Source organism: Pseudaminobacter soli (ex Zhang et al. 2022) (assembly GCF_014595955.1).
Taxonomy (GTDB): Bacteria; Pseudomonadota; Alphaproteobacteria; order Rhizobiales; family Rhizobiaceae; genus Kumtagia; species Kumtagia pseudosoli.
On sequence record NZ_JABVCF010000032.1, the window covers coordinates 1 to 13,557 of the forward strand.

16 protein-coding genes and 1 pseudogene are annotated in these 13,557 nt (G+C 58.6%); 11 read left to right on the plus strand and 6 right to left on the minus strand.

Annotated features, from left to right (window positions below):
• Positions 1 to 104: 104 nt before the first annotated feature.
• From HUI96_RS28695 to HUI96_RS28705, 3 genes and pseudogenes are all read left to right on the plus strand, one after another.
• Positions 105 to 326 (plus strand): annotated as a pseudogene (locus HUI96_RS28695) (tyrosine-type recombinase/integrase); the annotation flags it as partial.
• Between the two features lie 440 nt (positions 327 to 766).
• The gene (locus HUI96_RS28700) at positions 767 to 1,186 is read left to right on the plus strand and encodes a CopG family transcriptional regulator (protein ID WP_188258116.1); all 420 of its coding nucleotides are present in this window, start codon (positions 767 to 769) and stop codon (positions 1,184 to 1,186) included.
• Between the two features lie 73 nt (positions 1,187 to 1,259).
• Entirely contained in the window at positions 1,260 to 2,405 is a 1,146-nt protein-coding gene (locus tag HUI96_RS28705) for an extracellular catalytic domain type 1 short-chain-length polyhydroxyalkanoate depolymerase (RefSeq protein WP_425299322.1), read from the plus strand.
• A 258-nt stretch (positions 2,406 to 2,663) separates the two neighbouring features.
• On the opposite strand, the gene HUI96_RS28710 is transcribed toward HUI96_RS28705, so the two are convergent.
• Complete coding sequence (locus tag HUI96_RS28710; RefSeq protein WP_188258117.1) at positions 2,664 to 2,876, minus strand: cold-shock protein; 213 nt, start codon at positions 2,874 to 2,876, stop codon at positions 2,664 to 2,666.
• A gap of 337 nt (positions 2,877 to 3,213) precedes the next feature.
• On the opposite strand from HUI96_RS28710, the gene HUI96_RS28715 reads away from it, so the two are divergent.
• A complete protein-coding gene (locus HUI96_RS28715; protein WP_188258118.1) occupies positions 3,214 to 3,357 on the plus strand; it encodes a hypothetical protein in 144 nt (47 codons plus the stop codon).
• Between the two features lie 21 nt (positions 3,358 to 3,378).
• Here the strand turns inward: HUI96_RS28715 and HUI96_RS28720 are convergent, their stop codons facing one another.
• Complete coding sequence (locus HUI96_RS28720; protein WP_188258119.1) at positions 3,379 to 3,639, minus strand: DUF982 domain-containing protein; 261 nt, start codon at positions 3,637 to 3,639, stop codon at positions 3,379 to 3,381.
• A 706-nt stretch (positions 3,640 to 4,345) separates the two neighbouring features.
• On the opposite strand from HUI96_RS28720, the gene HUI96_RS28725 reads away from it, so the two are divergent.
• The 6 genes from HUI96_RS28725 (at position 4,346) to HUI96_RS30200 (ending at position 7,329) form a co-directional block, all read left to right on the plus strand.
• Positions 4,346 to 4,714: a hypothetical protein gene (locus HUI96_RS28725; protein ID WP_188258120.1), complete on the plus strand. Its 369-nt coding sequence runs from the start codon at positions 4,346 to 4,348 to the stop codon at positions 4,712 to 4,714.
• A gap of 431 nt (positions 4,715 to 5,145) precedes the next feature.
• Positions 5,146 to 5,400 (plus strand): DUF1488 family protein, encoded by a 255-nt coding sequence (locus HUI96_RS28730; RefSeq protein ID WP_188258121.1) that lies wholly within the window; start codon positions 5,146 to 5,148, stop codon positions 5,398 to 5,400.
• A 110-nt stretch (positions 5,401 to 5,510) separates the two neighbouring features.
• A complete protein-coding gene (locus HUI96_RS28735; protein ID WP_188258122.1) occupies positions 5,511 to 5,750 on the plus strand; it encodes a hypothetical protein in 240 nt (79 codons plus the stop codon).
• A 214-nt stretch (positions 5,751 to 5,964) separates the two neighbouring features.
• Complete coding sequence (locus tag HUI96_RS30190; protein ID WP_337918690.1) at positions 5,965 to 6,228, plus strand: hypothetical protein; 264 nt, start codon at positions 5,965 to 5,967, stop codon at positions 6,226 to 6,228.
• 43 nt (positions 6,229 to 6,271) lie between these two features.
• Positions 6,272 to 6,433: a hypothetical protein gene (locus HUI96_RS30195; protein ID WP_337918691.1), complete on the plus strand. Its 162-nt coding sequence runs from the start codon at positions 6,272 to 6,274 to the stop codon at positions 6,431 to 6,433.
• A 53-nt stretch (positions 6,434 to 6,486) separates the two neighbouring features.
• Positions 6,487 to 7,329 carry a hypothetical protein gene (locus HUI96_RS30200; protein ID WP_337918696.1) on the plus strand — a complete coding sequence of 281 codons (843 nt, stop codon included), beginning with the start codon at positions 6,487 to 6,489 and terminating at the stop codon, positions 7,327 to 7,329.
• 93 nt (positions 7,330 to 7,422) lie between these two features.
• Here HUI96_RS30200 and HUI96_RS28745 read toward each other — a convergent pair whose 3' ends face one another.
• Positions 7,423 to 8,814 carry a sensor histidine kinase gene (locus HUI96_RS28745; RefSeq protein WP_425299323.1) on the minus strand — a complete coding sequence of 464 codons (1,392 nt, stop codon included), beginning with the start codon at positions 8,812 to 8,814 and terminating at the stop codon, positions 7,423 to 7,425.
• A 676-nt stretch (positions 8,815 to 9,490) separates the two neighbouring features.
• Here HUI96_RS28745 and HUI96_RS28750 point away from each other — a divergent pair.
• Positions 9,491 to 9,718: a hypothetical protein gene (locus HUI96_RS28750; protein ID WP_188258124.1), complete on the plus strand. Its 228-nt coding sequence runs from the start codon at positions 9,491 to 9,493 to the stop codon at positions 9,716 to 9,718.
• 449 nt (positions 9,719 to 10,167) lie between these two features.
• Here HUI96_RS28750 and HUI96_RS30205 read toward each other — a convergent pair whose 3' ends face one another.
• The 3 genes from HUI96_RS30205 to HUI96_RS28765 form a co-directional block, all read right to left on the minus strand.
• Complete coding sequence (locus HUI96_RS30205) at positions 10,168 to 11,352, minus strand: diguanylate cyclase (protein ID WP_188258125.1); 1,185 nt, start codon at positions 11,350 to 11,352, stop codon at positions 10,168 to 10,170.
• Between the two features lie 863 nt (positions 11,353 to 12,215).
• Positions 12,216 to 12,494: a hypothetical protein gene (locus HUI96_RS28760; RefSeq protein ID WP_188258126.1), complete on the minus strand. Its 279-nt coding sequence runs from the start codon at positions 12,492 to 12,494 to the stop codon at positions 12,216 to 12,218.
• Positions 12,495 to 13,153: 659 nt separating this feature from the next.
• Positions 13,154 to 13,498 (minus strand): EAL domain-containing protein, encoded by a 345-nt coding sequence (locus tag HUI96_RS28765; RefSeq protein WP_188258128.1) that lies wholly within the window; start codon positions 13,496 to 13,498, stop codon positions 13,154 to 13,156.
• Between the last annotated feature and the right edge of the window lie 59 nt (positions 13,499 to 13,557).

A 13,557-nucleotide genomic window follows, 5' to 3' on the forward strand; every position in this document is an offset into this window, starting at 1 on the left:
GATCGACTGAATGAGGGGGGTCAATTTTGGACGCCGATCCTCCCTGCTAAGGGGTCAAAATTGCACGCCGATTCACACCAATTCGGCAGAATGCCGCCGAAGATGCCCGCCTCGTCAATGAGTGGGTATCGGCGATCGGACTGCGCCGTGAAGAATACGGCACACACTCACTTCGGCGAACCAAGTCCTCGATCATCTACAAGGCTACGGGTAATTTGCGTGCGGTGCAGATCCTGCTCGGTCACACCAAGATCGAGAACACGGTTCGCTATCTTGGTGTGGACGTCGAGGACGCGCTCACCCTCGCTGAGGGAACTGAGATCTGATCGTGGCGGCCTCTCGGGCGTGCCGAGGGGCCATAAGGGTGGGAAGCGGAATGACCGCTTTTGAGCGGGCATAGCACGCAAGCGGACGTTCGGTCAGCCAACTCGATCTACGCTTTGCGCCCGAGGTCGGACGCGGAGATCAGCTTGCCGCTTCCCGAAAGCGGACGATCACGTTGCAGGTCGCAGCCGCGCCAGGGCGGCTGTTGCAACAGGATCAGTTCAATTTGGTTCTGTGCGCAGGAAGCTAACTTCCGCAAATTTCGGGTTTCTCAGGTCCGCGTCTGTCCCTTCCCAGCCTGCCGTTCTTGGCCACTTCGGGCGCGCTGTTTCCAAATTCTGAGCAGCTACGCAGCGCTGCCTTCAGCAGCGCGATCGTGTGTTGGCCCCTTGAACTCCTCACTTCGCCATCCAAATACCATCCAAATGGATGGAGGATTGCCATGACCCGAGAAAGCGTCCAATTTCGACCAAAACCCGGAGACAGCGAGAAAATCACGATCAACCTTGGTTATGTAGACCTCGGACGCATCGATCTGATGGTTGAGGACGGCTTCTATTCGAACCGCACCGACTTCATCCGAACGGCAATCCGCAACCAGTTGGAACGGCATAGCGACACAGTGCAAAGCTCCGTGACGCGCAAGGGGCTGGATCTTGGCCTGCGCCATTACTCCCGCAGCGAACTGGAGGCCGTCGCGGCAGCCGGAGAGCCTTTGCACATCCAGGTCCTTGGCCTGGTCACCATCGCGCAGGACGTCTCGCCCGACCTGGCCCGCGCGGCGATTGCCTCGGTTCAGGTGCTCGGGGCTCTGCATGCCAGTCCCTCCGTGAAGGCAGCGCTGAGAGAGCGCATGGTCTGATCAACCTCGTGCTCCAAGGGCGTCGTGCAGCCGCTGGCGGCTCCGCTCTCCCCCTCACCAAAGGATCACAACATTGAAGACGTTCCCAATCATCGACATGGGCGAGGTAGCGCGCCTGACCAAAGCGGGGCGGCTGGCGGAAGCGATGGCCCTCCTGCGCCGCAACGCACCCGTGAAGAACGGACCGATGCCCGACGCGGTTCTTGGTGGCCTCGGCGGCAAAGGGGCGGGAAAGGTCACGCCGGAAGCACTACAGGCATTCCTCGGCCGTTTCGGAAAACTGGCCCCGCATCCACATCTCGGCGGACTGCCGGGGTCGCTTCGCTCACCAGTTCCGTTGCCGGACGGCGCGCGATTTGAGGAACGGACCTTCAGCAACGGCCGGGCGAGCCTGGGATACAAGCTCTACATTCCGAGCACCTATAAGGCGCAATCATCCGTTCCCCTGGTCGTGATGCTGCATGGCTGCACCCAATCGCCTGACGATTTCGCTGCGGGAACACGGATGAACGCGCTTGCCGAGGAACAGATTTTTCTTGTTGCGTATCCTGGGCAGTCTCAAACGGCCAACGTGTCAAAGTGCTGGAACTGGTTTCGGGCGGAAGACCAGCAACGCGGCCAGGGCGAGCCCGCGCTGATTGAAGGCGTCACCCGCCAGGTCATGGGCGATTTCTCGGTCGATCCGAAACGGGTCTATGTCGCAGGGCTCTCGGCCGGCGGTGCGGCCGCGGCGATCATGGGAGCGGCCTATCCCGATCTTTACGCAGCAGTCGGCGTGCATTCCGGCTTGGCCTGCGGAGCCGCGGCGGATCTACCGTCGGCGTTCGCCGCAATGCGACAGGGAGGTGCGGTTTCTGCGGCTGGCGTTCCGGGCGCACGAAGCCCTCAGTGCACAGTGCCAACCATCGTCTTCCATGGCGACAACGACACGACCGTGCATCGAGTCAATGGCGATCAGGTGATCGTCCAGGCTAAGGGAGCTACACCGCTCAGACAGACGGTAGGCCGCGGCGTCTCTTCAGGCGGAATGGCCTATACGCGTACGGTCCAGTCGGATGAAAGCGGTCATCCGGTCCTCGAGCAATGGATCCTTCACGGAGCCGGACATGCCTGGTCGGGGGGCAGTTCCGATGGCTCGTACACGGATCCCCGCGGCCCCGACGCCAGCCGCGAGATGCTCCGGTTCTTCAGCGACGTCCGGATGCCGTCTACGCTGTAGTAAACTCAATCTGACCTTTCGAGGACGTCTACGGTGCGCCGTATCCAACAAACGGGCTTGCGGGCACGAAAAAGGCGGGGATGACCCCGCCTTCCGCTGCTCTGCAGCCTGGCTCTCACAACCTGTCTGAAGACTTGCAGCAATCTGCTGCGCCGGCCATCAGACCCAATCATGTTCTCGCACGCTCTTTCAGCGCGGCTGCCAGTACATCCGTGACTTGCCGCGCCCTTCCGACTTGCGGGGCGCGCGAGCTTGAAATCAGGCTACTTTGCTGAGGTTGTCGGCTCCCGACTTGCCGGTACGGCGGTCGCGCTGAACCTCGAAATTGATCTTCTGCCCTTCGACGAGGCTTGCCAGACCGGCGCGCTCGACGGCGGAGACGTGGACAAAGACGTCCTGGCCGCCATCGTCAGGCTGGATGAAGCCGAAGCCCTTGGTGCTGTTGAACCACTTAACGGTACCTGTTGCCATGTGCGTAATTTCCTTTGCGCATGCATCGTGTTTGGCCCGGCGGTGCGCCGGACCAGCTTGTATCGAAATTTTGGAGACTGACGCAGCAAGCGCGAGAAAATCGCGAGGCCCGGATCGATCGGCCGAAATATCAATGAACGACACTTAGATCACCGACGCGATGAATACAAGTGCAACGCGAAATTATCGTGTCCCAGTAGCGATTCAAGATTTTAGCTACTTCCTGCCCGCGAGCCGACACCTTTCCACGTCATGGTCGGCCCAGAGGCTGACCAAGCCGCTATTGTGTTCGCGGTTCGAACCCCATACCCACGCCTCAGTCAGAGAAGGAGCCGATATGGCGCGAACACCGAACTACGCCTGGGAACGCAAGGACCGCGACCGCATCAAGGCGGCGAAGAAGGCGGAGAAAGAGGCAGCCAAGGCGGCCACGGCAAGTACGAAACCTGCCGACGAGACCCAATCCAACGTAGAGGAATAACTGCCGCGAGACCCCCCTGGTTCAGACAGGGGGCTTGTCGCTGACGAAAACATCCGCCTTGCGCGCTGCCGCAATGAAGGCGCGTCTTGCAGTCATGACAGCCTTCTCGCCGGCGATTGCATCATGGCAGGCTTGGAGCGCCGCGCGGTGCTTGGGCGTTCTCTTGCCTGGCCAAGTGTTCAGGAGGAAATGCGAAGCCTCGCGGGCCGAGTTCAAGGCCAGATTGGTGCCGGCCGCGCCGGATCGGACGGTTATGGGTATTTCAAATCGGTCGTTCTTCATTGCCGTCCTTAGGCCATTGGGTTCAGGAAGGCCAGCCGGAACCACCTTTCAGCTGCGATCTACCGGCTTGAAGGACAATTCGTAGGGGCGGACTGTTCGTCTTTCTCCCGACCGGTTCCAATACCGTCTGCCGCTGAGCACTCGACCTTCGGCGTAGCTGTCTTCGATTCACGACGCCGCACTCACCGGGCCACGGATCAGCGTTTCAGTTGGCTTCTTCTCGAGCCAGCCGTTCAGTTCTGGCGAGTCATTCGCGTATCAAGACGTGCTTTCAGTTTTTCTCGGGATGATTGTGTCGTTTTCATTGCCCGATCTTTCGCACATTCAGAAATACCATCCGGAGTGCCTTGTTTAAAATCCAATCAAGGCGCATATGTAGAATTCGTTGATTTGGCCGATTTGGCTTCGCGGTGTCAGAGACCCGCCATTCCCCCCGAATTGCGAATAGCAAATGCCTTGGACCAATCCGGTGCGGCATTTTGATTCATTCGAACCTCTAATGAACGCCCGGGCTGACCCAAGGATGTACTGGCGGCATGAGGCGGCCAGACCCTCGTCACGATAAAGGGCTTGTTCCGGGTCGCAGGCATCGCGCCGGCACTTTCATCCATCTGCCTGGGATCGGCCAGCAACGTGCGACGCCCCAGATGTTGCCGATCAATACTGCGGACCTCGGTGCCGCATTCGAAAAGGACCACACGCAAACATGACCGCCGCAAGAACTTTTCAACGCCATCCCCGTCCGATCCGCCGCGATCCCACGACGCATCTCTTTACTGTCGGGCAGGCTGTCCGGCTGAAGGGCGGGTTCGGGCGACCCTTCCAGTCCGCGGACATCTATCGCATCACCGGGACGCTCCCACCGAGAGGCGAGTCGCCCCAGTACCGCATCCGAAACGACGAGGAACGTCATGAGCGGGTGACGACGCAGGACAGTCTCGAGGCGGTGGGGATATCGCCTGCCGAAGAGGGCGCAACTCTTATCGAAAGGACGTTCGGCTATGGCCAAGGGACAGAAACGCAGCAATCGCGAGCTCAGAAAGCCGAAGCAGAAAAAGTCTCCACTCAAGCCTGACTCTTCGTTCGGCAGCCAGCTCAAGGCAGCCGCCAATGCGAACATGACGGGTCGGACCGACGTCAAGCGGTGAGGTTAGTGACCGACACATTAGCTGGACTGCTTGCCGGGTGAACCTGAGCCCCGGGTTCCGGCCCGGGTACTCCAAAACCCGAAAGGATCGACGTGAGTACAGATAGCCATAGTCAGCACGTAAAGAACCAAGAGCGCGACGAGACGCTTTATGGACGCCGTATCGAGATGGACCGCAGTTGGACTGTCTACAACGTCTTTTCGGGCGTTCCGGCGGACATTGGCCAAGGCCTGATGACCGGCCTGAGTCGCGCCGACGCGACGGACAAGATGATGTCGCTCAATCGCCGATCGGTCTCGAGAGGCAGAGTACGCGCCGCATACTCGCCATGCACCTCCGTGCAGGGGAAACAACGGTCGTGACGCTTGCTTTCCCGAACGGGAGCCGCAGCTTCGACAAGGACAGGCGAGGTGTCCGCTTCACCGCTTACGATGGCATGTTCGAGGTACCGTTCCTCGTCGAAGCTGCCGCCCTTGTGCACGCCAATGCGTCTGAAGACGCTTGCTTGGCAGCGTTCGACGATGCCCGCCCCGGCATCCGTGCCGCCGCATTGCGCATCTATAAAGGCCGCCAACCGCCGATCTATGTTATCCACGCTGCGGATCTGCGTTGATGCATGGCCGCCGAACCTAGTAAGCCGCGGGCGCGCGTCTCGCGATTACACTCTCAGCTAGCCACCAGCATCACCTTCTGATCGCACGTCGATCAGCCCGAGGAGCGCCAATGGGCAACGTCGTCACCCTCCACCAGGATAAGCGCTGGAAGGCAGTCATCGAGTATCGCACGGATGCGGGTCCCAAGAGCATCGAGCATTATTTCGAGGAGATCTTGGACCTCCACCTCATCATCGAGCACGGAACGGACTGGAATCGTCTCATCCGCTGCACGGTGACGCTAAATCGTCATGATGACGGGGAGGATCAGAACAGCAACGAAAAGGCGCTTCGTCAGGAGCGGACTTAGCCGATCCTTCGGCAAATCAACTGACGCGCGACATTCGTCAGCATCGTGCGTTGCCAACTCCATCGAATGGAACCTTCGTGTGGCAAGACGGGGCCTGTTGGCGCGGTCCGACGTCTATGGCGTAAACGGGTCAGAGTCTCGTGCAGGGATTTCAGCTGAGATTGCGGGCTGGAACTGTCGTCTGTAGTATACTTTGTTTGATGGGCACCTCGTGATGAACGTCGAAGACTTGTACCGCCTTCTGCGCACCAGTCACGTTCACGCGCAGGGGATCGTGGATACCGTTGCGGATCCAATGCTCGTGCTGGATGCAGGTCTATGCGTCCAGAGTGCCAGCCCTTCGAAACATGTTGATCGTTACGAGACGATCGGGCAGCCCCTCTATGAGTTGGGCGATGGCCAGTGGGACATTCCCGAGCTGCGTAAGCTGCTTGCGGAGGTGATCCCTAAAGCGACGGCCGTGATCGACCGACTATGAGGTCGAACACGACTTTCCCGGTCTTGGCCGCAGAACGATGCTCTTGACGGCGCGCACGCTACACCACCCCGACAACAGCAGTCATTCCCTTTTGCTGTCGATCGTGGACGCAACCGACCGCCATGGCCGGGAGGCAGCAAAGGACATGCTGTTCGGCGAACTCCGGCATCGGACTAAAAACCTGCTCGCGGTGGCGCAACAATAGCTCGGCAGACTACCACGGAGGATCGTTCGGCAGAGGAATACCGCGATGACTTCCTGGGCCGTTTCGGTGCCCTGGTGGAAGCGCAGGACTTGGCGTTCGACGACCAGGATGAGAGTGGTCTAGCTACGCTGATCGAACGGATCCTCGCGCCCTACACAGCTAATCCCGAGGCAGTCGCAATCGGTCTTAGCCCAGATGTTGAGCTTGGCCCTCGCATGATCATGTCACTCAGCCTTATCCTGCACGAGCTAGCGACGAATGCCGCCAAGTATGGGTCACTGTCAGTTCCGGCTGGCCGGGTGCAAGTCAGCTGGCAGCTCGAGGAAGAGAACAGTCAACTTCGGCTCAGGTGGGTGGAGAGCGGCGGGCCGCCTGTCACTCCGCCCACCAAGGCCGGCTACGGTACTGAACTCATTCAATCCGCAACGACCTACAATCTTGGCGGGCAGGTGGAACTGAAATACCCACCATCTGGTTTAGGCCCTGAGATCGTCATTCCGCTCGGGAGTGCCCCTCTCCCGGGGGTGAAGGACGATCATGTGCAGAAGACTGTCTTGATTGTCGAGGACGAGTTTCTGATCGCGATGGACCTCAAGCTGATGCTTGAAGATCGCGGCTGGAGGGTTATTGGACCGGTGGCGACCGTACTGGGCGCACTCCGCCTTTTAGAGGACGAATTGCCCTCGGTCGCGCTGCTCGATGTTAACCTCGGAAATGAACTGGTGACGGCGGTAGCGGAAGCCCTGAAGGCGCGAGATGTGCCGTTCGCAATCGCAAGCGCCTATGGCCATCCCGAGCAAATCGGCGGTGAGGCTCTGGCTGGAGCGCCAAATGTCGGTAAACCGACCGGCGAGCGACGTCTCCTGGCTGCATTGGCCGAACTGATCGGATCTTGACCGTTCGTCATGCGTGTCCCATTCGGCGGCAGATGCCGATAAGGCGCAGCAGTTAGTGGAGCAAGCCCAAGGCCTTCGGCGGCGCAGTCTGCTTCAACCGTTGAGACGGTTGCCATCGACGCTCAATGTGATGACCAATCCCTCGGGCTTCCATTCGCGAGAAATTTCACCGCCAAGCTGCCCGCGGACCGTGCCCCTGGTCAGCAGCGTGCCGAAGCCATCGCCATCCGCAGGTGGGGCAACCGGAGGTCCGCCGCGTTCCGACCAAGTGATGGTTAGCTGCTCGCCCGCCGTTTCACACTCAATCACCAGCCTGCCGTTGGGAACCGAAAGTGCCCCGTATTTGGCGGCGTTGGTCGCAAACTCATGAAACACCAAGGCGAAGCCGGTTACCGCGCCGCCGCAGACCTCAACGTCAGGTCCAGAGATTTGGAATCGCGAAACGGCAACGTGGTTTTCATCATAGGCCGCAAGGAGCGTGCGGATCAGTGTGTGCAGCGTTGTCGCCTGCTCTGCCCTCGATGCGGAGGTGGAGGTAGTCGGAATGGTCAGTGCATGTGCTTGAGCAAGCGCACCGAGCCGAGCCAACACCACTCCCGCGAGCTCGTCCGCCGACCCAACGGAGCGCTTGCTCAAGGAGACAATGCTGCTTGCGAGAGAAAAGAGGTTCTTCACCCGATGGTCCATCTCCTTGATGAGGAGGTGCTGCTGCTCCTCGGCGCGTCTTCGCTCGGTGATGTCACGCGCGATCTTCGAAGCACCAACAACACGGCCCTCCGGGTTTCGGATCGGTGACACCGAGAGCGATATCTCGACCAGAGTGCCGTCCTTCCTGCGCCGAATGGTTTCATAATGGTCGATAGCGTCGCCGGCTTTGATCCGGCTGAGAATATTCGGCTCCTCATCGTGTCGATCGGGTGGGATGAGGGCCGCCACCGGCTTGCCGACGATTTCCTCGGCGGAATAGCCGAACAGGCGCTCCGCTCCTCGATTCCAGGATGTAATTGTGCCGTTGAGGCTCTTGGCGAAGATCGCGTCGTCGGAGGACTGGACAATGGCGGCAAAACGTTGAGCAGCACCATGTGCGCTGGAGCGATCGGTTACGTCGATCAACATGTTCACTGCGCCGGTCAAATTTCCAGCATGATCGAATAGAGGCGTTGGGAACGCGAGAACGGTGACGCGCTCGCCATTGGGACGCTTGATCAGGACTTCCCGACCTCGGTTCACACGTTTTTCCTTGAGAGCAGCCGCCATCGGTGATTCGGCGTAGGCCATGGGCCGCCCGTCCGGCCAGAAGAGTGTCCATGCCCAGGAGAATCCGTCCGAGCCGATTTCGGGATGTCGGTTCCATAAACGGGCGACTGCGTCGTTGAAGAAGGTAAGGCGGCCGTCGGAGTCCGTCATATATACCGGCTCGGGCAGAGCTCGGAGAATCGCAAGTGATGGACCAATGTGATGATTTGCGGATGAAGTGCTAGCGATAGCCGAAGCATCGGCAGTGCTTTCGGCAGGTGAGTCAGCTGACCGCCCGAGGCTCGCACGGTGCCCGCTTCCAAACGGAGCCGGAGTCTCGCTGCGACATATCCTACGCTCTTTCCCGGAAGGCACTTTCGTCCCCCCAATCTCTGTCCGACCAAGCACCACACGGCCCATCCCTGGCCGCGCTACACGCACATCCATCCCTCAGAAGGGCCAGCTTAAACGGGGTCTCGAGCGATAAGTTCCCGGATCTCGGTGTTGGCGGCCGCGCGACCGCGGGGCAGAGGTCGTAGGTGAAAGTTTTATATTCGCCCTCGCCTTGCTTTGAACACCGCAGTGGTCCATCTTCCAAAGATATCGATCTTGCTTGTCGAACTTTGTTTCTGGCGCAAGCAGTGCCTTCGGCAATCTTCCTCTCTCAAAATCGACTTCAATCGTTTGTCGCGCACCCTGGCTAACTAAGGGTACGTGGCTGTTCCAATGCCAGCTAGTGCTTCCTCGCCAGGCCACCGGGGAGAAGAGCGGTCTGAGCTCAAGCCGGGATGCCAGTTGGTCGACCCGGGACGAACATATGGTAGCCGCAGCGTTTGGATGACGGGCACGCGCCTACCTCGCAGCCTCGCCGATTCGATTTGGTGATCGCACCCGAAGTCGGTGTCGAGCCCTTCAGGAGACGATTATGAACCAAGAAGAACAATTGGAAATGCAAGGACAGATCGACGGGCTCAAGATCATCGTGAGCTCGCTCCTGCACGCTCTACCTGACCAGAGGCAATTCGCATTGCGCTTTAAGGAGCTGGAAGTTCTCGCTAGAAAGCAGAACGCATTGCCCTCGACTCTTGAGACCCTCCGCTGGTTCCGGACGCAGATGGAAAGCTCGGTTATCAGCGCGTCAATGTCCGCATAGTCGAACGCGTAAGCTTCTCATAGATGCGCACGGGCGGATCCTGCATGACCTCCGCGGGTTGCCTTTGAGCGTGCCCTGCCGCTGCGGCCTTGCGGGGACCAGAGTGCGATCGAAAGCCGAACGGCAGCTATCCGCAAAACGCGCTCTGATAGCAGACCAAGCGCTTCCGGCCCATTTAAGCCGGAAATTGGTTGCTTCCCGAACGACAGCTTTCGGGAGGTGACAGTAGGTTGTGTAACGGCCGAGATGCGGTCGGCTCCTGAACGGCAGCTATCTGCCTCGACGCGGAGGTCCAAGGTGTCGGCCTTGGCGACTTCACCCGTAGGCGTTCGGTCATCGCCAGGAAATCGCCTCCGGTCGACGAATGCCAAGGGCGCGAACCATTCAAGATTCTTACGCGCCCTTAAGCTGACCCTAGAGGATCACCGATCCCTGCAAACGTCCTACGGCTAAGCTGCGTTACAGATTGGACGATCTTCCGCAGTCTCGACGGAACGTTCTACCCGATCGCGCCCGCTATGCTTTGCACGGTATAGAGCTGCGTCAGCGCGGTCCAGTACTCTACCCAAGGTCTCTCGGCCGCTACACTCGGCCAGGCCGATGCTGACAGTAGGTTGTTGTGACGGCGGAATTCCCTCATGGCGTTGATGCGAGAAGGCGGACCTCAGGCCTTCAGCAAAGAGCAGCGCGCCGCGGGTGTCGGACTTTGGGAGAACGACAGCAAATTCTTCTCCGCCTAGCCGGCCGACGACACCATATTCGCCAACCGCCTCGCGAAGCACTGTCGCAAGGCCCTGGATAACGGCATCCCCAATGCTGTGGCCGTAGCTATCATTTACTTTTTTGAACAAATCGATGTCGCAGATCAGGACGGCGGCGGGAAGTGCGGCGTTGGCCTGATCCAAGACAGCCTGCCCTCGCTCGAAAAATCCCCGACGGTTCAGAACTCCGGAGAGCGGATCGGTTACTGACTGTTCAGCTAGATCACGCATCAAGTCAGCGGCGATGCGCACGAGGAAGAGCACGGCAAAAGAAATCCACCAGAACAGCGCCATCAGCTTCACGGATACCAGCCAGAATGACTCCGGCGTCGCACCAGCTTCCGACGGAGAGCCCTCGATCATGACCGACATAACAGGCCGCACGACAAGGACGACAGCGATGAGACCGAGAGCGAGCGCGATCCCATTGTCGATGTGATCCCGCCGCCTTGCCCGAAGTACCGCGAAAAGGCCGATAAACAGCATTATCGCCATGGCGATGCTCGTCGACGTGCCGCGCCAGAAGGCATCCTCATGTCCCAAGGAGAAATACGAGGAAACGGTGATCGACGCGCCACAAACTGAACCAAGCAATCCATCCGGAGATGAACCCTGATACCTCAGGCATGCGCCTCTTGTGGTGAAAAACGCCACGAATGGGAAGACTATGTTCGCGGCAAAGGACACCCAGAAATCGCCGAAGAACACTCGAAGGAAGTCTATCCCCCAGCCGATGCTCGCAGCCGAGTAGATCAGGGCCCAAGCGAGGACATACGTCCGCTCACGCTGTCTGCGCCAGATCGTGAAGAAAGTCAGAAAAAAGACGCCCGCGATAATGGGGTTGGCCAATGACAATAGATATAGCGGACCCACCTCCGCGCCTCCCCGCACACTCGGCGTTGCGGAACGATAGACTTGTTGCTGTTACCTATGTGTTACCCGCATCGATCGTGTGCGGCAAACGCGCTGGTTGGGGGTGTCGAGGTGGATCTCGACGCGACACTGTCTGCCGATGACGAATGACTAGCGCCAATTCGAGAGCGAACTGGTCAAGGATTATCCCCATACCATGCCGCGCGAAGGATTTTTCGCCCGCGTTCATTCTACCGGCTACATCACCAAGCTGCCCGAGGCGGAGAAGCAGAGCCTGCTCGCAAAGACCGGCAGCATCCTACAGGAAAAATGGCCGGGGCGATGCGGCCGAAACACGGCTTTGTCTCCTGACCCGGGCTGTACACAACCTCACCAGCCGTGAAATCCGTTGTTGTTCGCGGTGTAGAACTTCCCTGCAGCCCGGCTTTCCCTGGAGGGTGACAGAATCGGTCCTCCTGAACAATCAGGAGGAGGCAGTTCGCCTGCATTCAGCGCTCAGGGTTCGCATCTCGTTCGATGATTTCGGTACCGGTTACTTGTTACTCAGCTTCTGGCCGCAATGGGTGGGAAGCGGAATGGCCGCTTTTGGCCGGGGATAGCAAGCAAGCGGACGTTCGGTCAGCCAACACGATCTACAGCTCTGCGCCTCATGTCGGTTGTTGAGGCAACCTTTGCGTTGCCCAGAATCGGCCGTTCCGGCCAGCGTGTCCGGAACTCAGCTTTGCGCTCTCCATTTCGGTTGTTATGAGGCCCTTTTGCCATCAAGATCTGACATCGCCGACGGCGCAAGCTGTAGACTGAGGCTGTGCCAATTCCATATCGTGAACTCCATCACCGCCGGATACGAGAGCTTGCTGTTACTGCTAGCCAATTGGGCAGAGGCTAGAAATCTCATTCGCAGCCTTAAACGAAAGTTTCGAATTATAATGAGATAAGGCTTCTTCATAGAGTTTCGCGTCGCTGCCATATTTATCCTTGAGATGAAAATGCGCCATTTCGATCAGGAATATCGTTTCAATCTGATTCCTAAACGTTGCTTTGATAAGACCACAACCGTTTGACACCGGATTAGCGCTTGTTGTTCCATTTGATAACGCGGCAGCTAACAGGGCGACGATCATAGCGGGTTTAGCAATGCTCATTTTAATTCCTATACAGCGTCGTACATTTTCGGTTTTATTGCGCCGGCAAGGGCAACAATCACATTCTGCATTATCTGCAGAAGACGCTCTGCCGTGCGCGGCCTCAGGTGATGTTCGGCTGTGCGCGGAGCTTCCTTGGCAGGCTTAAGTAGAAACTCTATGCCGGATTCGTCGTCATATGGACTCGGGTGGTGCTTCGAGCTGCGTAAGCTTGAACCTCGCCCCAATTGGCTTTTTCTTGGTCGACGCTATTCTGCTGCTGACGAAGTGACAAAACTCTCGAATTTCATCGGGCGTAGCACTGCAGCGAACGACCTCGACGCCGTAGAAGTCGTGCAATATAATAGACTTACGTCCAAGGAAGCTGCTTGCTGACGCTGAATGCAGCGTCTCATACGAGATTAATCGTGGGACACGAGACCCGTGGTAGGGCATGAAGCTCACCCCTTCCTCGGTTGCCATGACCGTCACATGGATCCTCTTCGACCATAGCACGTTACGTCGCACTTCCAGGTGGCCGACCAACGCGACTTGAGTGGGACCTGCATTTACAGCGCCTCCATCTCGGAAATCATATTCTTCCAACTTGTACCCCCCAACTACCGGGCTTCGAGCAGATTTCAGCGGTGAGAACGCGCATAAAAAAAGAGACAGCTAAGCTAAGATTGGAGTTCGCGAGACGGGTCTGCGCTTGGGCGGCTCGTGCCGGGGCCGTGTGCTCGCGGCATCCCGGGTTGACCGAGACCATCTGAAATGGCTCGAAGCGCTTCTTCAGGGAGCATAGGCGCGCCGAAAAGATAGCCCTGGGCCTCATCACAGCGCTTCTCCCGGATCATGGCGAGTTGCGTGGATGTTTCCACACCTTCTGCGGTAATGGTCATCCCCAGGCTGCGGCCTAGTCCTACAATAGCCCCCACAATCGCCTCCGCTTCGCGGCGACCCGGTTGCAGGATGAAACTTCGGTCGATCTTGATTTTATCGAAAGGTGTGAATCGGCGTGCAATTTTGACCCCTTAGCAGGGAGGATCGGCGTCCAAAATTGACCCCCCTCATTCAGTCGATC